This window comes from Streptomyces sp. NPDC003023, from assembly GCF_042888225.1.
Taxonomy (GTDB): Bacteria; Actinomycetota; Actinomycetes; order Streptomycetales; family Streptomycetaceae; genus Streptomyces.
On sequence record NZ_JBIAPL010000003.1, the window covers coordinates 46,580 to 68,973 of the forward strand.

Annotated in this window: 17 protein-coding genes; 1 reads left to right on the forward strand and 16 read right to left on the reverse strand. The window is 68.7% G+C overall.

From position 1 onward, the window contains the following. Positions 1-14: 14 nt before the first annotated feature. The gene (locus ACFYV1_RS12010) at positions 15-209 is read right to left on the reverse strand and encodes a hypothetical protein (RefSeq protein ID WP_389395345.1); all 195 of its coding nucleotides are present in this window, start codon (positions 207-209) and stop codon (positions 15-17) included. Positions 210-366: 157 nt separating this feature from the next. Between ACFYV1_RS12010 and ACFYV1_RS12015 the strand changes: the two genes are divergently transcribed. Beyond that, complete coding sequence (locus ACFYV1_RS12015) at positions 367-2,526, forward strand: prolyl oligopeptidase family serine peptidase (protein WP_389395346.1); 2,160 nt, start codon at positions 367-369, stop codon at positions 2,524-2,526. A 48-nt stretch (positions 2,527-2,574) separates the two neighbouring features. Here the strand turns inward: ACFYV1_RS12015 and ACFYV1_RS12020 are convergent, their stop codons facing one another. From ACFYV1_RS12020 to ACFYV1_RS12090, 15 genes are all read right to left on the reverse strand, one after another. Next, positions 2,575-3,717, reverse strand: a complete 1,143-nt coding sequence (locus ACFYV1_RS12020; RefSeq protein ID WP_389395347.1) for a hypothetical protein — start codon at positions 3,715-3,717, stop codon at positions 2,575-2,577. Positions 3,718-3,936: 219 nt separating this feature from the next. Next, on the reverse strand, positions 3,937-4,998 hold the full coding sequence (locus ACFYV1_RS12025; protein WP_389395348.1) for an ABC transporter ATP-binding protein: 1,062 nt from the start codon (positions 4,996-4,998) through the stop codon (positions 3,937-3,939). Continuing rightward, the gene (locus tag ACFYV1_RS12030) at positions 4,991-6,019 is read right to left on the reverse strand and encodes an ABC transporter ATP-binding protein (protein WP_389395349.1); all 1,029 of its coding nucleotides are present in this window, start codon (positions 6,017-6,019) and stop codon (positions 4,991-4,993) included. Before ACFYV1_RS12030 ends, ACFYV1_RS12025 begins: the two co-directional genes overlap by 8 nt. Positions 6,020-6,039: 20 nt before the next feature. Continuing rightward, a complete protein-coding gene (locus tag ACFYV1_RS12035) occupies positions 6,040-7,050 on the reverse strand; it encodes an ABC transporter permease (protein WP_389395350.1) in 1,011 nt (336 codons plus the stop codon). Beyond that, positions 7,043-7,966 (reverse strand): ABC transporter permease, encoded by a 924-nt coding sequence (locus ACFYV1_RS12040; protein WP_389395351.1) that lies wholly within the window; start codon positions 7,964-7,966, stop codon positions 7,043-7,045. The genes ACFYV1_RS12035 and ACFYV1_RS12040 overlap by 8 nt, the downstream gene beginning before the upstream one ends. Positions 7,967-8,039: 73 nt before the next feature. Then, positions 8,040-9,671 carry an ABC transporter substrate-binding protein gene (locus tag ACFYV1_RS12045; RefSeq protein ID WP_389395352.1) on the reverse strand — a complete coding sequence of 544 codons (1,632 nt, stop codon included), beginning with the start codon at positions 9,669-9,671 and terminating at the stop codon, positions 8,040-8,042. 66 nt (positions 9,672-9,737) lie between these two features. Next, the gene (locus ACFYV1_RS12050; protein ID WP_389395353.1) at positions 9,738-10,685 is read right to left on the reverse strand and encodes a GNAT family N-acetyltransferase; all 948 of its coding nucleotides are present in this window, start codon (positions 10,683-10,685) and stop codon (positions 9,738-9,740) included. A 50-nt stretch (positions 10,686-10,735) separates the two neighbouring features. Next, on the reverse strand, positions 10,736-11,224 hold the full coding sequence (locus ACFYV1_RS12055) for a GNAT family N-acetyltransferase (RefSeq protein ID WP_389395354.1): 489 nt from the start codon (positions 11,222-11,224) through the stop codon (positions 10,736-10,738). 102 nt (positions 11,225-11,326) lie between these two features. Next, positions 11,327-12,475 (reverse strand): ABC transporter ATP-binding protein, encoded by a 1,149-nt coding sequence (locus ACFYV1_RS12060; protein WP_389395355.1) that lies wholly within the window; start codon positions 12,473-12,475, stop codon positions 11,327-11,329. After that, the gene (locus ACFYV1_RS12065; RefSeq protein ID WP_389395356.1) at positions 12,468-13,526 is read right to left on the reverse strand and encodes an ABC transporter ATP-binding protein; all 1,059 of its coding nucleotides are present in this window, start codon (positions 13,524-13,526) and stop codon (positions 12,468-12,470) included. Before ACFYV1_RS12065 ends, ACFYV1_RS12060 begins: the two co-directional genes overlap by 8 nt. A gap of 14 nt (positions 13,527-13,540) precedes the next feature. Continuing rightward, positions 13,541-14,512 (reverse strand): ABC transporter permease, encoded by a 972-nt coding sequence (locus ACFYV1_RS12070; protein ID WP_389395357.1) that lies wholly within the window; start codon positions 14,510-14,512, stop codon positions 13,541-13,543. After that, on the reverse strand, positions 14,505-15,434 hold the full coding sequence (locus tag ACFYV1_RS12075) for an ABC transporter permease (RefSeq protein WP_389395358.1): 930 nt from the start codon (positions 15,432-15,434) through the stop codon (positions 14,505-14,507). Before ACFYV1_RS12075 ends, ACFYV1_RS12070 begins: the two co-directional genes overlap by 8 nt. 127 nt (positions 15,435-15,561) lie before the next feature. Then, positions 15,562-17,178 carry an ABC transporter substrate-binding protein gene (locus tag ACFYV1_RS12080; protein WP_389395359.1) on the reverse strand — a complete coding sequence of 539 codons (1,617 nt, stop codon included), beginning with the start codon at positions 17,176-17,178 and terminating at the stop codon, positions 15,562-15,564. Positions 17,179-17,599: 421 nt separating this feature from the next. Next, complete coding sequence (typA, locus tag ACFYV1_RS12085; RefSeq protein ID WP_389395360.1) at positions 17,600-19,507, reverse strand: translational GTPase TypA; 1,908 nt, start codon at positions 19,505-19,507, stop codon at positions 17,600-17,602. A 325-nt stretch (positions 19,508-19,832) separates the two neighbouring features. Continuing rightward, positions 19,833-22,088 (reverse strand): ABC transporter family substrate-binding protein, encoded by a 2,256-nt coding sequence (locus ACFYV1_RS12090; RefSeq protein WP_389395361.1) that lies wholly within the window; start codon positions 22,086-22,088, stop codon positions 19,833-19,835. Between the last annotated feature and the right edge of the window lie 306 nt (positions 22,089-22,394).

Below are 22,394 nucleotides of genomic sequence, written 5' to 3' on the forward strand. Positions count from 1 at the left end.
GGGACGGTGTCCGGTCAGAACTTGATGCCCCCGATCATCCCGGCGACGTTCGTCGTCAGCTCGCTGATGGTCGGCGCGATCGAGGAACTGGCGAGGTAGAACCCGAGCAACATACAGACCGCCGCATGTCCGCCCTTCAGCCCGGCTTTCCGGATCAGCAGGAAGACGACGATCGCCAGCAGCACCACCGCCGAAATCGAGAGTGCCACGGCGGTTCACCTCCACAGATATTCGGTCGGGACGGGCCAGTTGCATGTGCCAGGAGGTTCATACCCACCTTGCGCTACGGATCATAACTTTCCGTGCGTGGGCATCGGTCGGTGCACGGCAGCACATGGGGGCGCACACCCCCTAAGGTTCGGACCCATGACGTCGACGCCGCCGCTCTCCTTCCCGCGTCAGTCCGCGCGGACCCAGCGCTTCACGCTGGGCGCCCCCCGCGCCTTCACCGTGTCGCCGGACGGTTCGCGCGTGGTCTTCCTGCGTTCCGCCTCCGGCACCGACCGGTCGGGACTGCTGTGGGTCCTCGACCTCGAGGGGCAGGGCGGACCGCTGGAGCGGCCGGCCGCCGATCCGCGGGAGTTGCTGGGCGGCTCGGCGGAACGGCTGTCCGCCGAGGAGCGGGCCCGGCGCGAGCGCAGCAGGGAGGGATCGGCCGGAATCGTCGGTTACGCCGTCGACCGGGCGGTCGAGTTGGCCGCCTTCACGCTGTCCGGACGGCTGTTCACCGCCGAGCTGCGGGCCGGCACCGCACGCGAACTCCCCACGCCGGGGCCGGTACTGGACCCCCGGCCGTCCCCCGACGGCCGGCTCGTCGCCTACGTCGCGGGCGGCGCGCTGCGGGTGACGGGCGCGGAGGGCGAGGGGGACCGTGCGCTGGCCGAGCCGGAGGACGAGCACACCGCCTACGGTGTCGCCGAGTTCATCGCCGCCGAGGAGATGGGCCGCTCGCGGGGGTTCTGGTGGGCACCGGACTCGGACCGGCTGCTCGTCGCCCGTGCCGACGAGCGGGAGGTGCGCCGGTGGTGGATCCCGGACCCGGCGCATCCGGACCGTGAGCCCTCGCAGGTCGCGTACCCGGCGGCGGGCACGCCCAACGCCGATGTGAGTCTGTTCTTCGTCACCCTGGACGGCCGCCGCACCGAGGTGAGCTGGGACCGGAAGCGCTATCCGTACCTGGCACGCGTCCACTGGTCGGCCGCGGGAGCCCCGTTGCTGCTCGTGCAGTCGCGGGACCAGCGGACGCAGCTCCACCTCGCCGCGGATCCGGATTCGGGTACGACCCGGACCGTGCACGTCGACGAGGACGCGGCATGGCTGGAACTGTTCCCGGGCGTCCCTGCCTGGGCCCCGGAGTCGTCGCACGCGCAGGGCTTCGGCGGTGGCCGGCTGGTCCGGATCGCGGACGAGGGCGGGGCGCGGGTGCTCGCGGTCGGCGACCGGGTACTGACCGGCGCCCAGTTGCAGTTGCGCGCGGTCCTGGACATCGGCGAGAGCGATGTGCTGGTCTCGGCGGCGGCAGGCGAGGAGGCCGCCGAGCCGGAGACCGGTGAGATCCACGTGTACCGGGTGAACGAACTGGGCGTCGAGCGCGTCTCCGAGGGTCCCGGCGTGCATTCGGCGGTCCGGACGGGCGGGGTGACCGTCCTGGCCTCGGCACGTACGGACGTGAGCGGTACCTCGGTGCGGGTGCTCAGGGACGGCAAGCAGATCGCGGTGGTCGCGTCGCACGCCGAGCAGCCGGTGCTGCGCGCCCGGCCGGCGTTGCGGGAGGCGGGCGGGCGGCGCATTCCGTGCGCGGTGCTCATGCCGTCGGACCACCGCGAGTCGGACGGCCCGCTGCCGGTGCTGATGGACCCCTACGGAGGGCCGCACGGTCAACGGGTGTTCGCCGCGCACAATCCGTACCTGACCTCGCAGTGGTTCGCCGACCAGGGGTTCGCCGTGGTCGTCGCGGACGGGCGGGGCACACCCGGTCGCTCCCCCGGCTGGGAGAAGGCGATCGCGGGCGACTTCACTCCGACGCTGGACGACCAGATCGAGGCGCTTCACTCGTTGGCCGGATCCCTCCCGCTCGATCTGGGGCGGGTGGCCATCCGCGGCTGGTCGTACGGGGGTTATCTGGCGGCCATGGCGGTGCTGCGCCGTCCGGACGTCTTCCACGCCGCGGTGGCGGGCGCCCCGGTGACCGACTGGAGCCTCTACGACACCCACTACACGGAGCGCTATCTGGGCGATCCGGGTACGCGCCCCGAGGCCTACGCGGCGAACTCGCTGGTCGGCGAGGCCGGGTTGACGGCCGTGGAGGGACCGGCACGGCCGCTGATGATCGTCCACGGTCTCGCGGACGACAACGTGGTGATGGCCCACACCCTGCGGCTGTCCTCCGCGCTGCTCGCCGCGGGCCGTCCGCACGAGGTGCTGCCGCTCACCGGCGTGACCCACATGACGCCGCAGGAACAGATCGCGGAGAACCTGCTGCTGCTCCAGGTCGGCTTCCTCAGACGCTCCCTCTGCCTCGGCTGAGGAGTTGACTCGGTCCTGGGTGACGACCAGGCCGACGACTCGGGACTGTCACCAGTTGGGCGGCGGTGACGACGGTGGCGGCGGGCCGAAGCCACCGGCCGGCGGTGGGCCCGGCGGTGTGCCCGGCTGCCTCGGCCCCGGCGGTGGGTAGCCGTAGCCGGGGCGGGCAGGCGGGTAGCCGTAGCCGTACGCGGGCTGCGGAGAGCCGTGACCCGGAGGTGGCCGGTTCCCGTCCGGCCAGGGGTCGTCCCCCGGCCTGCTCTCGCCGCGCCGCGTCAGAAGCACGATCAGTACCGGTCCGGCGATCAGCTCGAGGAACGAGGTCGCGACGACGAACCGGTATTCCAGCGGTACCTCTGTGAAGTTCTCCAGGACGCGCGTCCGGACGGCGAAGTCGAGCCCCACGGCCCCGGACGCGAGGACGTTCACCGCCAGCACGGCGCCCAGCGGACGCGAGAACACCGCCCTGGCGAGCAGGCCGACACCGGCCGCCGTCCCGAGGACCACGACAGTGGCCGCCAGCCAGCCCGGCGGCGGCGCGAGGAGCCGCTGCGCGATCCGCTCGCCGCCCGTCACGCTCTCGAGGTAGAGCTCCGGCCCGACCTGGTAGGCGAAGTGGATCTGCCACACGGCGGTGACGGCCGCGTCCAGCAGCAGGAGCGGCCCGGCCAGCCAGGCGACGAGTACGGTCGGCCTGGTGGGCACCGGGCTGCGCGGGGCGGCCCGCGGCCCGCGGGGCTGACCGGTCGCCTCCGGCGGGCGCCTGCCCGCCACGGCGGTGATCCCGAGTCCGACGGCCAGACCGAGCACGGCGAACGTGCTCAGCAGAGCTCGCGTGCGCATCGAGTCGGTGGGCTGGAGGTACGCCCAGGAACCGGTGAGGACCCACAGGCTGGGCAGCCGGACGGCGAGCGTGAACACCGCCGCCGCCAGCAGCGCGGAGGCCGGGACCGACGAGCGCAGCACGGCGACCGCCGTGCCCGCGTACACCGCGAACAGCGCTCCGTCGAAAGGTGAGGTGACCTGCGTCGGCATGGTGAATCCCTGGCGCGATCCCGACGCCCAGTGCCGCCAGAAGCCGGCCAGCCCGTCGGCCGCCGAGATGTCCCGGACGATCCACGCCCCGGTGATCAGCGCCAGCACACCGCACAGCGCCGCTCCTGTGATCCTGGCCCCCCGCGTAAGACTCACATCGACGATCGTGCAGTGGCGGGCCCTGCTCGAACAAGGCGGCGATCGGACAGTTCCGGACAACATGCGCGGCGGTACGGGAGGACCGGCCGGGCCCGCTCTCCGCGGTCCCGGCCGGTCTACGGCACCCGCACGGCCGTACGTTCCCCAGAGTGCGGCGTCCGCATATCGGAGCGGCGACGCCCGAGTTGCGTACGTGTCAACGGAACTGACCGCGGCTCACAACGCCTTGGTGCTGCCGCCGCCGGAGGCCGGTCCGCTCGGCACCACATGCCTCTCCTCCGCGAAGTGGCAGGCCGACGGGTGTTGCACAGGTCCTTCGGCGCCCCGCAGATGCGGCGGCACGGCCAGCAGCGGAACCTCCAGCGCACAGCGTTCCTGCGCCATCCAGCAGCGGGTGCGGAACCGGCAGCCGGAGGGGATGTTCGTCGGCGACGGCACGTCCCCCGTGAGGATGATCCTCTCCCTGTGCTCACGCGCCGCGGGGTCGGGCACGGGGACGGCGGACAGGAGCGCCTGCGTGTAGGGGTGGGTGGGGTGGTCGTAGATCTCGGCGTCCTTCCCGGTCTCCACGATCCGCCCGAGGTACATGACGCCGACCCGGTCGGAGATGTGCCGGACGATCGACAGGTCGTGGGCGATGAACACGTAGCTGAGCGAGAACTCGCGGCGCAGCCTGTCCAGCAGGTTGATGACCTGTGCCTGTACCGACACGTCCAGGGCGGACACCGGTTCGTCGGCCACGATGATCTCGGGCCGGAGGGCGAGTCCCCGTGCGATGCCGATGCGTTGGCGCTGGCCGCCGGAGAACTGGTGCGGATAGCGGTTGATGTACTCGGGATTGAGCCCGACGACGTCCAGCAGCTCCTGCACCCTCTGCCGGCGCGACCCCTTGGGCGCCACCTCCGGATGGATCTCGTACGGCTCGCCGATGATGTCGCCGACCGTCATACGCGGGTTGAGGGACGTGTACGGGTCCTGGAACACCATCTGGATGTTGCGCCGGACGGATTTCAGCGCACGCCCCGACAGCCTGGTGATGTCCTCGCCCTTGTACCGGATCGCGCCGGACGTGGGCCGCTCGAGGTGGACCAGCATCCTGGCGAGTGTGGACTTGCCGCAGCCCGACTCGCCGACGATGCCGAGCGTCTCGCCGGCGAAGAGGTCGACGTCGACGCCGTCGACGGCCCTGACCGCGCCGACCTGCTTCTTGAAGAGGACGCCCCTCGTGAGCGGGTAGTGCTTGTACAGGTCGCGGACCTCGAGGATCGCCTCAGCCATGGAGTGCCGCCTCCCAGAAGTGGCAGGCGCTGCGGCGCTCCTCGTCCACTTCGTACAGCGGCGGGATGTCGGTCCGGCAGACGTCCTGAGCCATCGGGCAGCGCGGGTTGAAGGCGCAGCCGGGCGGGATGTGCATCAGGTTCGGCGGCAGGCCCTTGATCGCGTACAGCTCCTGCCCCTTCTGGTCCAGGCGCGGGATCGACTCCAGCAGGCCCTTGGTGTACGGGTGCGCGGGTGCCTTGTAGATGTCGTGGACGGGTGCGGTCTCGACGATCCGGCCGGCGTACATCACGGCGATCTTGTCCGCGACGTCGGCGACGACGCCGAGGTCGTGGGTGATCAGGATCAGCCCCATGTCCAGCTCGCGCTGGAGCTCGGCCAGCAGGTCCATGACCTGCGCCTGCACGGTCACGTCGAGCGCGGTCGTCGGCTCGTCGGCGATGATCAGGTCCGGCTCCAGCGAGAGAGCCATGGCGATCATGATGCGCTGGCGCATACCGCCGGAGAACTGGTGCGGGTACTGGCCCACGCGCTCCCTGGCGGCGGGGATGCGCACCCGGTCCATCAGCTCGACCGCCCTGGCCTTCGCGTCCTTGCGCGACATCCCCCGGTGGACGGTGAACATTTCGCCGAGCTGGTCGCCCACGCTCAGCACCGGGTTCAGCGACGAGAGGGCGTCCTGGAAGATCATGGCCATTCCGGCGCCCCTGATCCTCCGCCGCTCGTCCTCCCGCGTCTTCAGCAGGTCCTGGCCCTTGAAGAGGATCTCACCGCCGGTGATCCGGCCGGGCGGCATGTCCAGAATGCCCATGACCGCCTGCGCGGTGACCGACTTGCCGGATCCCGACTCGCCCAGCACCGCGAGCGTCTCGCCCGCGTCGACCGTGTAGTCGACGCCGTTGACCGCCTTGGCGACACCGTCGCGGGTGCGGAACTCCACATGCAGGCCGCGTACGTCGAGCAGGCGGCCCGGCGTGTCCGGCTCCGCGGGCATCACGGCCTCGTGGCTGGTGGCGGGCATGGCGGCTCCTCAGCGTCGGGTCAGCGCAGCTTGGGGTCGAGGGCGTCGCGCACCGCGTCGCCGAGCATGATGAACGCGAGCACCGTGACCGCCAGTGCCCCGGCGGGCCACAGCAGCATGTGCGGGGCGTTGCGGACGTACGGGGACGCCGACGAGATGTCGATGCCCCAGGAGACGGTCGGCGGTTTGAGGCCGACGCCCAGGAAGGAGAGCGTCGCCTCCAGCGAGATGTAGGTGCCCAGCGCGATGGTCGCCACGACGATCACCGGGGCGATCGCGTTGGGTGCGATGTGCCGCAGCAGCATCCGGGAGCTGGATGCGCCGAGGGCGCGGGCGGCCTGCACGTAGTCGTTCTGCTTGGCGGTGATGACGGAGCCGCGGGCGATACGGGAGATCTGCGGCCAGCCCAGCAGCACCATGAAGCCGACGACCGGCCAGACGGTGCTGCTGGTGATCACGGACAGCAGGACAAGCCCGCCGAGGATGACGGGGATGCCGAAGAAGACGTCGGTGAGCCGGGACAGGACGGCGTCCCACGCTCCGCCGAAGAAGCCGGCCAGCCCGCCGAGCACGGAACCGAGCAGTGCCACGCCGAGCGTGGCGCAGACTCCGACGGCGACGGAGGCCCGTGCGCCGTAGACGGTACGGGTGTAGACGTCGCAGCCCTGCCCGTTGAAGCCGAAGGGGTGGCCGGGCTGGGAGCCCTCCTGCGCGTTGGCGAGGTCGCACGACTGCGGGTTGCCGGAGGCGATCAGCGACGGCCAGAGGGAGATGACGATCAGGAAGAGGATGACCAGGGCCGAGACGACGAAGACCGGATTGCGCCGCAGGTCGCGCCAGGCGTCCGACCAGAGGCTGCGCGGCTTGCCGGCGGGGCCGGTGCCCTCGGGGCCGCCGGAGGCGGCTGATGGACCACGTTCGAGGGTCTCGCCCTCGCTCATGGCGAGGTTGGTCGCGCCGCCTGCACCGGTGGCGGCGACGGCCGAGTGCGCCGGATCGTCGAAGTGCGGGTTCTGCCGCGGCTCAGGCATAGCGGATCCTCGGGTCCAGGACTGCGTACAGGAGGTCCACCAGCAGGTTGGCCACGAGGAACACGATGACGAGGACGCTGACGAAGCCGACGACCGTCTGCGTGTTCTGGCGCACGATGCCCTGGTAGAGCTGGTAGCCGACACCGTGGATGTTGAAGATCCGTTCGGTGACGATCGCGCCTCCCATGAGCGCGCCGATGTCCGTGCCGATGAAGGTGACCACCGGGATCAGGGAGTTGCGCAGCAGATGCTTGCGGATGACCCGGCCTCGCGGCAGGCCCTTGGCCTTCGCCGTGCGGACGTAGTCGGCGCGGCTGTTCTCCGCGATGGAGGTGCGGGTCAGACGCGTGACGTAGGCGAGCGAGACCGAGGCGAGCACCAGACCGGGGACGATCAGCTCGTCGAACCTGGCGTCGGTGGACACGGACGGGTCGACGACGTCCCACTTGTAGCCGAGCAGCAGCTGGAGCAGCAGGCCGGTGACGAACGTCGGCACCGAGATGACGACGAGGGTGACCAGCAGGACGCCGGTGTCGACGGGGCGGCCGCGGCGCAGACCCGTGACGACGCCGAGTGCGATGCCGATGACGATCTCGAAGAGGATGGCCACCAGGGTGAGCCTGATGGTGACCGGGAAGGCCACCCCCATGAGTTCGGTGACCTTCTGTCCGTTGAAGGCTGTGCCGAAGTCCCCGGTGAAGAGGTTGGCCATGTAGGTCAGGTACTGCTGCCAGAGGGGCTTGTCGAGCCCGAACTCCGTGCGCAGCCGGGCTGCCGTGGCCGGGTCGCACCGCCGCTCCCCGCACAGGCCGGCGATGGGGTCGCCCATCACGTTGACCATGAGGAAGATCAGCAGAGTGGCGCCGAAGAAGACGGGGATCATCTGCAGCAGACGCCGGATCACATAACGTCCCATGAAGGGCTCCGGGGGTCGTGGGAAGGGTGACGGCCCGGCGCTGCGATCGCGCCGGGCCGGGTGCCTTTTGCCGTCAGTTGACCTTGATCTCGTTGTAGACGGGGACGCTGAACGGGTTGAGCTTCACGTTCGAGACGCGTTCCGAGTAGCCTGCGCTGCCGTTCTGGTACCAGAGCGGAATGGCGGCCATCTCGTCCCGCAGAACCTTCTCCGCCGCCTTGAAGGCCTCCACGGCCTTGGCCGGGTCGGTCTCCGCGTTCGCCTTGTCGACGAGTGCGTCGAACTCCTTGTTGCTCCACTTGCCGTCGTTGGACGAGGCGTTGGTGTAGTAGAGCGGCTGGAGGAAGTTCTGGATCAGCGGGTAGTCCATCTGCCAGCCGGCCCGGAAGGGGCCGGACATCTTGGACTGGGTGATCTGGTTGCGGAAGTCGGCGAAGGTGCCGACCGGGCGGCCGACGCATGCCTTGTCGTCGCCGAGGGCGTTCTTGATGGAGTTGCAGACGGCGTCGACCCACTCCTTGTGGGATCCGGTGTCCGCGTTGTACGTGATCGTGATGCGCCCGCCGGGCAGGCCGCCGCCCTCCGCGATCAGCTTCTTCGCCTGCGCGGGGTCGTACTCGCAGGCCTTGCCGCAGAGGCTCGGGTCGTAGCCGCCCTCCTCGCCGAGCACCGGGGAGGTCCAGTCCTTGGCCGGTGTGCGGGTCTGCTGGAAGATGGTGTCGGTGATCTGCTTGCGGTTGATCGCCATCGACAGACCGGTGCGGACCTTCGCCCCGTCGGGGGTGTTCCAGGCCTTGTCGTAGAACGGGAACGCGAGGGTCTGGATGATGCCGGCGGGGCTGTTGATGTACCGGTCGCCGAGGTCGGCCTTCACGTTCTTGAGCTGGGAGGCGGGCACGTCGTCGACGAGGTCGATGTTGCCGGCGATCAGGTCGGTGTAGGCGGTGTTGTTGTCGGTGTAGACCTTGAGGTCGATGCCGCCGTTCTGGGCCTTGTCGGGCCCCGGGTAGTCGTCCCAGCGGCGCAGTGACATCTGGGAGCCCTTGGCGTACGACTCGACGGTGTACGGGCCGTTGCCGACGGGCTTGGCGAGCCAGGCGTCGTGGTCGTCGAAGAACGCGCGCGGCAGCGGGGCGAACGCCGCGTAGCCGAGGGTGTCGGGCCAGGTGGAGAACTTCTGGGAGAGCTTGACGGTGAACGTCCTGTCGTCGACCACCTTCAGGCCCGACAGGGTCTGCGCGCTCGGTTGTCCCTTCTCCGGGTGGACCTGCTCGTACCCCTCGATGTAGCCGAAGAAGTAGGCGTTGCGCTGATTGTTCTTCAGGTGGGCGCCGTAGTTCCAGGCGTCGACGAACGACTTGGCGGTGACGGCCTCACCGTTGCTGAACTTCCAGCCCGGCTTGATGGTGACGGTGAAGTTGACGGAGTCCTTGGTCTCGATCTTCTCGGCCACCATGTTCTGGGCCTCGCCCGTCTTGGGGTCGTACCGCTTGAGCCCGCGGAAGACCATGTCGAGGACCTTGCCGCCCTGCACCTCGTTGGTGTTGGCGGGCTCCAGCGGATTCTGCGGGTCGCCCCAGGAGGAACCCACGATCCCGTCGGCGCCACCGCCGCCGCCGTCGTCGCCTCCGCCGCCGCAGGCCGCCGCCGCGAGGACGACGGCGACCGCGCATGCGGACCACTTCGCGTGGGGGGCTCTGCGCATGGAGTGCCTCCTGGTTCCCAAGTCGACTTGGGCCCAATATCACTCCATAAAGGATCTAACGCATTTTCAGGACACCCGGTCGGCGGGGGTGTGCGCCGGCAGGACGAGCTCCCAGGTGTCGATCGCGTAGCGCGGGCTCATCCCGTGCGCCTCGTAGAGCGCCAGGGCCTGGCTCTCGTTGCGGGTGTCCACCGCCAGCCCGATGGTGTCCCGGCCACGGGCCGCGTACGTGCCGAAGGCATGGCGCAGCAGATGGCCGCCGAGACCGCGGCCGCGCACCGACCGCCGGACGCCGAGGTTCCCGACCCAGCCCATGGTCTCCTTGTCGTCCCTGGTCAGCAGGACGGCCACGTCGCCCTCGCCGTCCATGTGGGCGATCCACATGAGCGACCGGTCGCGGGGGCCGGTGTCGGCCAGCCACTGTTCGTAGGTCCGCGGGTGGTGGTCGAAGTGCCCGGCGAACGTCTCCTCCATCAGGGCGTGGGCGATGCGGTGGTCGGCCTCTTCGACGCAGTCGCGCAGCGTCACGCCGGCGGGCGGTGCGGGCACCCGGTCGGCCGTCCGCGACAGCGGGCGGGTCATGACGTGGTGGCGGCGGACGGTGCGCCAGCCCCTGCCGTCGAGCAGCGCGGTGTCGAGGGTGGGCCGGACGGTGAGGTTCAGGTGCAGCACGGCCCGGTCCGCGCCTCCCTCCGCCGCCTTGCCGGCGGCCCGCTCCTCGATCCGGCCCAGGACCAGCAGGGCGGCGTCGGGCCGGTCCGGCAGGACATAGTGGTCGACGCCGATGTCTCCCTTGCCGGAATCGCTCCACAGGATCCCGTACGCCACGAGCTCGCCGTCGTCGTGCACCAGCCAGGAGTCCCGGGCGAGGTCGATCTCCGGATGGGCCAGGTCGGTCTCGACGGTGTGGAGCTCGGTGTCGGCGTGGCCGATCTCCGCGATGTCCACGGCATTCAGCAGAGCGCATACGGCGGGTGCGTCCGCGAGCTTCGCGGGCCGGACGGTGAGTGGCATTCGACCACTGTTCGCGTCCCGGGCCCGCCACCGCAACGGATTTTCGCCCCTCAGGCCGCCGGTGCCCGGCCGACCGTGAGTCCGACCACGATCTCGTCGTCCTCGAGGTCCCCCGTCGGCTCGAACCCGAGAGCGGCGTAGAGCTTGGCCGCGCCGGTGTTCCGCGGGTGGTGGGAGAGACGGATCTCCCGGCAGTCCGGTCGCTCGGACAGCAGTCGGAGCAGAGTGGTGAGGGCCTGCCGGCCCACACCCCTGCCCTGCTCGTCGGCGTCGACGATCACGCCGCCGATCCAGTGGGTTCCGTCCTGCTCGTCGTACGCCCACATGACATGGCCGACGACGGTGTCGTCCGCCAGTACGCCGAGCGAGGTCCACACGCCTTCCCGCATCGACAGCAGCAGATAGCGGGCGGCGAGCGCCGCCACGAAACCGCGCTGCTCGTCCCGGGGCGCGATGTCCGCGACGGCCCGCCAGTTGTCGTCACCGACGGCGCACAGTGCGATGCGGCGTCCGGCCCGGTCGGTCAGTCCGTAATCCATTCGGACACCTTCGGTGCGTGCGCCGCCCGGCGCAACGCATTTCCACGACACAGGGCGCCCGCCCCCGACGGGGACAGGCGCCCTGTGTGTGACGCACGGGGACTACGCCGCGTGGACGACGTCCTTCTCCTCGGCGAAGTGGCACGCCGACTCGTGCGCCGCCGGGGTGTCCTCACCCTTGAAGCGCTCGGGAACCGCGAGCAGCGGAACCTCGGTCGCGCACTTCTCCTCGGCCTTCCAGCAGCGGGTGCGGAAGCGGCAGCCCGACGGCGGGTTGGCCGGCGACGGTACGTCCCCGGTGAGGATGATCCGCTCGCGGCCCTCACGCGCCTCCGGGTCCGGGACCGGGACCGCGGACAGCAGAGCCTGCGTGTAGGGGTGCGTCGGGTGGTCGTAGATCTGCACGTCCGTGCCGATCTCGGCCATCTTGCCGAGGTACATCACGCCGACCCGGTCCGAGATGTGCCGGACGATCGACAGGTCGTGGGCGATGAAGACGTAGGAGAGGTTGAACTCGTCCTGCAGCTTCTCCATCAGGTTGACGACCTGCGCCTGCACCGACACGTCCAGCGCCGAGACCGGCTCGTCGCAGATGATGATCTCGGGGTTGAGCGCCAGACCGCGGGCGATGCCGATGCGCTGACGCTGACCGCCCGAGAACTGGTGCGGGTAGCGGTGGATGTACTCCGGGTTGAGACCGACGACGTCCAGCAGCTCCTGCACCTTGCGGCGCCGGTCGCCCTTGGGGGCCACCTCGGGGTGGATGTCGAAGGGCTCACCGATGATGTCGCCGACCGTCATACGCGGGTTGAGCGAGGTGTACGGGTCCTGGAACACCATCTGGATGTTGCGGCGGACGGCCTTGAGGGCACGCCCCGACAACTTGGTGATGTCCTGGCCCTTGTAGAAGACCTCGCCGGCGGTCGCCTTCTCGAGCGTCATCAGCAGCTTGGCGACGGTGGACTTGCCACAGCCGGACTCGCCGACGATGCCGAGCGTCTCGCCCTGGTAGAGGTCGAAGGAGACCCCGTCCACGGCCTTGACCGCGCCGACCTGGCGCTTGAAGAGGATGCCCTGGGTCAGCGGGAAGTGCTTGACCAGGTTGCGCACCTGCAGGATCGGCTCACCGCGGTGGACGGGCGCGTCGAGCGCCGCGACCGCGGCCTCCTCGGTGGCGGCGTCGACCGCGTCCACCTCGGTGACGTTGGGGGTCGCGTCCACGGCCTCGTTCGTCTTCTTGAGCTCAGCCATGGATCGTCTCCTTCCAGAAGTGGCACGCGCTGCCGCGGCCGGGCAGCTCGCTGCCGTCCTGCTCGGTCACCGGGGCCAGTGCCGGGATCTCCGTACGGCAGATGTCGTCCGCCTTGGGGCAGCGCGGGTTGAAGGCGCAACCACTCGGGATCTTCAGCAGGTTGGGCGGCAGGCCCTTGATGGCGTACAGCTCCTGGCCCTTCTGGTCCAGGCGCGGGATCGAGTCGAGCAGACCCCTGGTGTACGGGTGGGCGGGCCGCTTGTACAGCTCGTGCACGGGCGCGGTCTCGACGATCCGGCCCGCGTACATCACGGCGATCTTGTCCGCGACGTCGGCGACGACGCCGAGGTCGTGGGTGATCAGGATCAGACCCATGTTGTACTCGCGCTGCAGCTCCGCGAGCAGGTCCATGACCTGGGCCTGGACCGTCACGTCGAGCGCGGTGGTCGGCTCGTCGGCGATGATCAGGTCCGGCTCGAGGGCCAGGGCCATGGCGATCATGATGCGCTGGCGCATACCGCCGGAGAACTGGTGCGGGTAGTCGCCGACACGGGCCTTGGCGGCCGGGATCTTGACCTTGTCCATCAGCTCGACGGCCTTGGCCTTGGCGTCCTTCTTGGACAGGCCCTGATGCACACGGAACATCTCGCCGAGCTGGTAGCCCACGGAGAGCACCGGGTTCAGCGAGGAGAGCGCGTCCTGGAAAATCATCGCGATCTTCCGGCCGCGGACCTTGCGCCGCTCCTCGTTGCTCATGGTGAGCATGTCCTCGCCGCGGAACAGGATCTGTCCCTGCGGGATCTTGCCGGGCGGCATGTCGAGGATGCCCATGATGGCCTGGGCGGTGACCGACTTGCCGGAGCCGGACTCGCCGAGGACGGCCAGGGTCTCGCCGGAGTCGACGCTGTAGTTCACGCCGTTGACGGCCTTGGCCACACCGTCGCGGGTGTGGAACTCGACGTGCAGGTCGCGCACTTCGAGCAGTGGACCTGAGTACTCGCCGCCCTCGCGGGGCGCCGGGACGCTTGCTGTCTTATCGATGATGGTCACGTCGTACGCCCTCCTCAGCGCAGCTTGGGGTCGAGGGCGTTGCGGACCGCATCGCCGAACATCAGGAACGAGAGCACCGTGATCGAGACCATCACCGACGGAATGATCAGCACGTGGGGTGCGTTGCGCAGCTGCTCACGTCCGCTGGAGACGTCGACGCCCCAGGACACCGTCGGTTCGGCGAGGCCGACACCGAGGAAGGACAGCGTCGCCTCTGCGGCGATGTAGCCACCGAGCGCGATGGTCGCGACGACGATGATCGGCGCGAGCGCGTTGGGCAGGACGTGCCGGGTGAGGATACGGGTGGTCGAGGCGCCGAGCGCCTTGGCCGCCACCACGTAGTCCGCCTGCTTGATGGTGATGACCGAGCCGCGGGCGACACGGGCGATCTGCGTCCATCCCAGGAACACCAGGGCGAGGATCACGACCCAGATGGCGCGCTTCTCGAAGCTGGTGAGCACGACGAGCGCACCCAGCAGGAACGGGATGCCCATGAAGATGTCGGTGAGGCGCGACAGGAGGGTGTCGACCCAGCCGCCGAAGTAGCCGGCGATCATGCCGACGAGCGTGCCGAGGAGCGTCACCAGGGTGGTGACACCGACACCGACAATGATCGAGGCGCGGGCGCCGTAGACGACACGGGCGTAGATGGAGCGGCCCTGACCGTCGTAACCGAACCAGTCGGGCTGGAAGAAGTGGCTCCAGTTCGGCTGGCCGAGGTAGTGGTTCGCCAGGTCGGCGTCACGCGGCGAGGCACTGGTGAACAGGCTCGGGAACGCCGAGATCACGATGAGCAGCAGGATGAGCGCCGCCGAGATCAGGAAGAGCGGGTTGCGGCGCAGGTCGTGCCACGCGTCGGACCACAGGCTGCGCGCCTTGTCCGGCTTGGGCGCGCTGGTGACGAGCGCCGTGTCGGGAGCGGCAGCGGTGCTGGTGACCTTGTCGGTCCCGGTGGACTCCGCGGGGGCTGCGGTCTTCTCAGGCATACCGGATCCTCGGGTCCAGGACCGCGTAAAGCAGGTCGACGAGCAGGCTGGCGAGCAGGTAGACGAGGACGATCAGCGAGGCGATACCGACGACGGTCGCCCCCTCGCGGCGGAACAGTGCCTCGTAGATCGCGTCACCGACGCCCTGCACGTTGAAGATGCCCTCGGTGACGATGGCACCGGTCATCAGGTTGCCGATGTCGGTGCCGAGGAAGGTGACCACCGGGACGAGCGAGTTGCGCATCAGGTGGACACCGATGATCCGACGACGCGGCAGGCCCTTGGCGACGGCCGTGCGCATGTAGTCGGCACGCAGGTTCTCCGCCATCGAGGTACGGGTCAGCCTCGCCACGTACGCGAGTGAGAGTGAGCCGAGAACGATCGCCGGCAGGAGGAGGTCTCCGAAACTCTCGGAGTCCTGCACGGTCGGGGTGGTGATCCCCCACTTGAAGGCGAACAGGTACTGCATCAGGTAGCCCAGCACGAAGGAGGGCATCGAGATCAGAACGAGGGTGAGGGCCAGCAGGCCCCGGTCCCGCACCGACTCGGGACGCAGACCCGCGATGATGCCGAGGGCGATACCGACGACCACCGTGAAGGTGAACGCGAACAGGGTGAGCCGGATGGTGACCGGGAACGCCTGCCCGATGATGTCGGCGATGGGACGCTGGCTCGCGATCTCCGTGCCGAAGTTGCCCTGAACCAGCTCGAAGAGGTACTTCAGGTACTGCTGCCACAGTGGCAGGTCGAGACCGCGGTCATGGCGAATGGCCTCGACCACGGCGGGGTCGAAAGCCTGGTCCCCCATGAGCGCTCTGACGGGGTCGCCGGGCAGCGCGAACATCATGGCGAAGATCAAAAAGGTTGACCCGATGAACACCGGGATCATCTGGAGCAGTCGTCGTGCGACGTAGCGCCCCATGGGTGCCTCCGTGAGGGGTTAACTGGGTCCGGGGGCTGTCCTGTGCGGACAGCCCCCGGACCACCGCCGCCGCCGGATGTCCGACGGCGGCGGGTGACGGCCGAGTGGGGATGAGGCCCGCAGGCGCTTACTTGACGGTGACTCCGGTGAGCTCCAGGTCACCGTGGAAGTCGACCGCGACGTTGTCGACGCCCTTGCCGTGGCCACCGTTGATGCGGTAGTACCACAGCGGGATGGCCGGCATCTCCTCGAGGAGCTTCTTCTCCACCGCCTGGTAGCCCTTGACGGCCTCTTCCAGGGAGCTCGCCTTGTCTGCGTCGGCCATCATCTTGTCGATCTCCTTGTTGGAGAAACGACCGTTGTTGGACTCGGCGCTGGTGTGGTACAGCTCCTTGATGAAGTTCACGTTGACGGGGTAGTCGGCCACCCAGCCACCGCGGTACATCGACTTCACCTGGTTGTTGTCACGGGCCTCGAGGTCCGTGGGGAAGTCCGGCTTGGCGTCGCCGACGCAGTCGACACCGGTCGCCTTGCGGATGGACTCGCAGACCGCGGTCACCCACTCCTTGTGGCCACCGTCGCTGTTGTACTGGATGAACAGCTTGTTCTCCGGGACGCCGCCGCCCTCGGTGATGAGCTGCTTGGCCTTGGCCGGGTTGTACGTGAAGACGTCCGTACCCAGGTCCTGGTTGCCCTTGACCTGCGGCGGCGTGAAGCTCGTCGCGGGGGTACGGGTGTTGTTCAGGACGGTCTTGGTGATCGTCTCACGGTCGATCGCCATGGACAGACCCTGGATGACCTTCGGGTCGATGTCCTTGAACGTCTTGCTGTAGAACGCCGGGACCAGCGACTGGATGGCCGCGTAGGGCTGCTCGATGGCGCCCTCGCCCAGGTCCTGCTTGTACTTCGGCAGGTCCGTCGGGCCGACCTGGCGGATGATGTCCAGGTTGCCGGAGACGACGTCCTGGTACGCGGCCTCGAGGGTCGCGTAGTTCTTGAACTGGATGCCCTTGTTGGCAGCCTTGTTCGGGCCCAGGTAGTCAGGGTTGGCCGCGACCTGGATGAGCTTCTTGTGGGTCCACTTCTCGAACTTGTACGGACCGTTGCCGATCGGCTTCTGGCCGAACGCCTTCGGGTCGTCGTAGAAGACCTTCGGCAGCGGCGCGAACGTCGCGTAGCCGAGCTTGTAGTTGAAGTAGGGGACCTTGTCCTTCAGCTCGATCGTGAAGGTGGTGTCGTCCACGACCTTCAGACCGGACATCTTGTCGGCCTTCGGCTCACCCTTCTCGGGGTGGACGTCGTCGTAGCCGGCGATGTCGCCGAACCAGAAGCTGTTCTGCTGGTTGTTCTTGATGTTGGCGTACCAGTTCCACGCGTCGACGTACGACTGCGCGGTGACGGCCTCACCGTTGTGGAACTTCCAGCCCTGCTTGAGCTTGACGGTCCAGGTCTTCGAGTCCGTCGTCTCCACCGACTCGGCGTTGGTGTAGACGATCTCGCCCTTGGCGTCGAAGTCCAGGAGCTGGGTGAAGAGCGACTGGATCACGTACGAGCCGTTGGTCTCGTTCGTGTCGGCGGGGATCAGCGGCTTCTGCGGCTCGCCCACGTCGATCGAGACGTAACCGGCCGGCTTGCCCGCCGGGTTCTTCTTGCCCTCATCACCGCTGCCGCCACCACAGGCAGTGGCCGCCAGGGCGACAACGATCGCTCCCGCGACCCACTTGGCGCTCTTGGCACCACGCATGGGTTCCTCCTCATGAGTCCACTTTTGTCACTACAAGAGGGGCACGGTTCCACGCGCGCTGACACCCCTGACAGCGTTCGTCAAGTGCCCCGAGTGTGCTCGTGAGTCGGCGCTCCCCACAGCGCTTGACCCATTGACCCGAGCTCAATGGAGCCAACTATTAAGTAGGACAGGCTTGTAAACCACACCTAAAGGGTCTCGTTTTGACAACATCAGAGCAGGGCTTGAGCCCGAAATCCGGACAAAGCGATCCCAGACAGACACCCGCGAAACGGACCGATAACACATGTTCCGGAGTGCCACGGCCGATATACGGACACTCGGACCATGAAAACGAGTTGACGAACGGCCCGGCCCTCCACAGTGTCTGCGGAGGGCCGGGCCGTGTGTTCAGCGGTTTTTCCGGAGCTTTTGCGAACCGTCAGCCGTGCTTGGCACGCGAGGCGGCGCGACCGCGCTCCTTCTGGTCCAGGACGACCTTGCGGATGCGGACCGCCTCCGGGGTCACCTCGACGCACTCGTCGTCGCGGCAGAACTCCAGCGACTGCTCGAGCGAGAGCTTGCGCGGCGGGACCACGTTCTCCGTGTTGTCCGCGGAAGCCGCACGCATGTTGGTGAGCTTCTTCTCCTTGGTGATGTTCACGTCCATGTCGTCGGAGCGCGAGTTCTCACCGACGATCATGCCCTCGTAGACCTCGGTACCGGGCTCGGTGAACAGCACACCGCGCTCCTGGAGGTTGATCATCGCGAACGGCGTGACCGAACCCGAACGGTCGGCCACCAGGGAGCCGTTGTTACGGGTCACCAGCGGGCCGAACCACGGCTCGTGGCCCTCGTGGATCGAGTGCGCGATACCCGTACCACGGGTGTTGGTCAGGAACTCCGTGCGGAAGCCGATGAGGCCACGGGACGGAACGACGAACTCCATGCGGACCCAGCCGGAGCCGTGATTCGACATGTTGTCCATGCGGCCCTTGCGGACACCCATGAGCTGCGTGACCGCGCCCATGTGCTCCTCGGGAACGTCGATCGTCATGCGCTCGACCGGCTCGTGCACCTTGCCGTCGACGTCCTTGGTGACGACCTGCGGCTTGCCGATGGTGAGCTCGAAGCCCTCGCGGCGCATCTGCTCGACCAGGATGGCGAGCGCGAGCTCACCGCGGCCCTGGACCTCCCAGGCGTCCGGACGGTCGGTGTCGAGGACGCGCAGCGAGACGTTACCGATCAGCTCGCGGTCGAGGCGGTCCTTCACCTGACGGGCCGTGACCTTGCGGTCCTTGACCGCGGACTTGGCGTCCGCGCCCTTGCCGGTGCCGCCACGGCCGACGAGCGGCGAGGTGTTGGTACCGATGGTCATGGAGATCGCCGGCTGGTCGACCGTGATCAGCGGAAGCGCGATCGGGTTCTCCGGGTCGGCCAGCGTCTCGCCGATCATGATGTCCGGGATACCGGCGACGGCGCAGATGTCGCCGGGGCCGGCCACCTCCGCGGGCTTGCGGGTGAGCGCCTCGGTCATCATCAGCTCGGTGATGCGGACGTTGGACATCGAGCCGTCCCGCTTGATCCACGCGACGGTCTGACCCTTGCGCAGCTCGCCCTGCTCGACGCGGAGCAGCGCGATACGGCCGAGGAAGTTGTCGGCGTCCAGGTTGGTGACGTGGGCCTGCAGCGGGGCCGTCTCGTCGTACTCCGGCGCCGGGACGTGCTCGAGCAGCGTGGTGAAGAACGGCTCCAGGCTGTCGCTGTCGGCCGGGACGGTGCCGTCCTCGGGCTTGGTCAGCGAGGCGACGCCGTCACGCGCGCACGCGTAGACGATCGGGAACTCGATCTGCTCCTCGGTCGCGTCCAGGTCCAGGAACAGGTCGTACGTCTCGTCGACGACCTCGGCGATCCGGGAGTCGGGACGGTCCGTCTTGTTGATGCAGAGGATGACCGGCATCTTCGCGGCGAGCGCCTTGCGCAGCACGAAACGCGTCTGCGGCAGCGGGCCCTCCGAGGCGTCGACGAGGAGGACGACCGCGTCCACCATCGACAGACCGCGCTCCACCTCGCCACCGAAGTCGGCGTGACCCGGGGTGTCGATGATGTTGATGGTGATCGGGGCCCCGCCGGCCTTGGGGTGGTACTTCACGGCCGTGTTCTTGGCCAGGATCGTGATGCCCTTCTCACGCTCCAGGTCGTTCGAGTCCATCATGCGGTCGTCGAGCTGCTCGGCCGCGTGCGCTGCGAAGGCACCGGCCTGCTTCAGCATGGCGTCGACCAGCGTGGTCTTGCCGTGGTCGACGTGGGCGACGATGGCGACGTTACGGATGTCGTGGCGCGTGGGCATGCGTACTGGCGCTTCTCTCGATCGTGGGATACAGGCAGTGGATGTAGTTTCCCCATCCGCCCACCGGGCGGACACGCCACGGCTTGTCCCATGGTACGGGGCCGTCGGGACCCGGGCCTCCCGGAAGGAACGGGTGGGGGACGAACGAGGCGGGGATCACGCCGCGGCAGGGGGCGGGCCGGTACGGCGATCGAGCGGGCACACAGGGGCCGGCCTGGGTCAAGGGTCGGCACGAGCTTGCCCGCCGGCGATACCGGCGGGCAAGGAAGTTGAGCCAGTTCTGAGGTTGTGACCTGCTGTTTTCTGTCGGAGGTGGCCTCCGTGACTACTTCTTCGGGGCTGCCCCGCCCTTCTTGAAACCAATGTCCTGGTATCGCGGGTCGGCGAAGCCGAAGGCGCCCGCGTTGACCACGTCCCTGCGGACCGCGACCAGCTCGGGACGCTGGTAGAGCGGGACGGAACCGGCCACTGCCCAGATCCTGGCGTCGGCCCTGCGCATCAGGTCACGGGCGGCCTCGTCGTCGAGCTCGCCCGCCGCCTGGGCGAAGAGCTGGTCGATGTAGTCCGTACCGACCCGCGTGTAGTTCTGCTCGACGAGCAGCGAGCCGTCGGACGCGGGCTTCGGCTTTGCGTAGATCGGCCTGGCGTCGGTGGCCGGGTACGGGCTGGAGGGCCAGGAGTAGAGGGCCAGGTCGTAGTCTCCGGAGGCGATGTGGTCCTTGAAGAAGCTCGCGTCGTCGACCTTGACGATCTCGGTTCGCACTCCGATGCGGTCCAGCATCTGTGCGATCTTGTCGCCGACGCCGCGCAGGGTCTCTGAGCCGGGGCCGGAGGGCAGGACGAAGCGGAGGCTGAGCGGCTTCCCGTCCTTGCCGAGCGCGCCACCGGCGGAGGCGCGGTCGGGTGCCGCGGTACCGCGTGGTGCGTAGGCGCCGGCCATGCCGCCCTTCTCCTGGGACGACTTGTCGCCCTTGCCGTCGCCGACGATGTAGAGCCCGTCGTCCGAGGCGGTGTCCTTGTTCTTCTCCAACTCCTGGTCCGAAGGCTTCGCGGAGGGCTTGGCGGAGGACTCGGCCTTCTTCTCCTTGTCCTTCTCCTTGTCCTTCTCCGCGTCCTTCTTCGCGTCCTCCTTCTTCCCGTCCTGGTCCTTCGCCTTGTCCGGCTTGCCGGCCTCGCCGCCCGCCTTGGCCGGTTCCTGCTTGTCCAGCAGCCCGTCGGGCGTCCAGCCGGCGTCGGCGAGCAGCGCCTGCGCCTCCTGGGTGTTCTGCTCCCCCAAGGCGGCGCTGTTGTCCGTGTACGCGGCCTGGCCCGCGAGTGCCACATGGCTGCCGGGCGGCTCGGCGGGCAGGCCGAGAGGCGTGAGCACGGCTTCGGCCAGTGCCTTGCGGTCCAGCGCGCGGGCGATCGCCCGGCGTACCCGGTCGTCGGCGAGCGGCCCGGATTCACCGTTCAGCGCCAGCTGGGTGTAGGCGGCGGCCAGGGACTTGCGGACCTCGTACGCGCTGAGGGCCGACTGTTCCTTCGCCCACTTCTTCTCGGCCTCCGCCGCACGTTTCCTCGCCTGCTGCGCGACCTCGGCCAGTTCCTCGTCGGAGCCGTGGGCCATCGCCCAGGACTTCAGCGCGGCGGAGGGGACGGTGGCCGCGGCCGGCCCGTAGGCGAGCGGACGGCCGCCGCGGCCGGCGTCCTTCACGGCGTAGGAGATACGTTCCGCCGCCGAGGGGTCGATGTCCGCGAGGTCGACGGTCCGGGCAGTCAGTGCCTCGACGCGCTTGTCGCGCGGCACCGCGGTCAGGACCAGCTTGTCGAGTTTGGGCCGGTCCCCCCACCAGCGCGGATTGCGCACCAGGGTGGCCGTCTCGGCCTTGGTGTCGATCTTGGAGATCCGGAAGGGGCCCGCCGTCGCCTTCAGGGTGGTGCGGGCGCCGTCGTTGAAGGCCCCCGCGCTGCCGGTCACGTCCTTGGGGTACAGCGGCGTGAACAGGGACCGCCAGTCCGCGTAGGGCGTGGTGAAGGTGACCTTGACCTCGAGATCGTTCGCGCCGCGCTCGATCTTCTGGATCCGGTCGTAGCCGGCGTTGCGGGCGGTCCAGAACGCGGAATCCTTTCCGCTCAGCGCGCGCCACTGGGCCAGGAAGTCGGGGGCGCCGATCTCGCGGCCGTCGCTCCACACCGCCTGCTGGTTCAGCTTGTAGAGCACGACCTGCTTGGGCTCCCGCTCGATCAGCTCGGCCGACTCGAGATAGTCCGGATTGCGCTGTGGACGGCCGCTCTCGTCGAGTACGAACAGCGCGGGCAGTACCGCGCCGGCGATCCGGCCGGTGGTGGCGTCCGCGTCCGCCTGGAAGGCGTTGAGCGTGGCGGGCATCGTGTCGACGGCCCAGCGCAGCGTGCCCCCGTCGGCGACGAGGCCGCGGTCGGCGGACGCGATGTCCTGAGCCGGGGGATTCCCCCGGCTCTGCTCGTCGCCCGAGCTGCATCCGGCGAGGACGGGGAGTACGAGCACTCCGCTCGCGAGCAGTGCGGCGGGACGGAGCCTTCGGGAGCATGTCCGTCCGCGGGGGACTTCGACCTGGGACATGACTTGTACCTCTTCGTCCTGTTTTGTCGAATTTAGAGATGATCACACCGATTCCCTCCACTGAAGTGGAAGGGAAGGCCCACCGGGGGGAGGCACGGCGGGTCCGCCACCAAGGCCACCCGTGCGGGCGAACCGCGAAAGCCGTAAAAAGCAACAGAAGGGTCGAATATGGGGGCAGTGAGACAACAGCCACAAGGGGCGCGCCGGCAGCGCACGCGCCGGGAATCCCGTACGTCCCCTTCACAAGTGGGGATGTGACGCGCGACACTCGCAGGCGCATGAGCGACGCCACCGCACCCCGCGGAA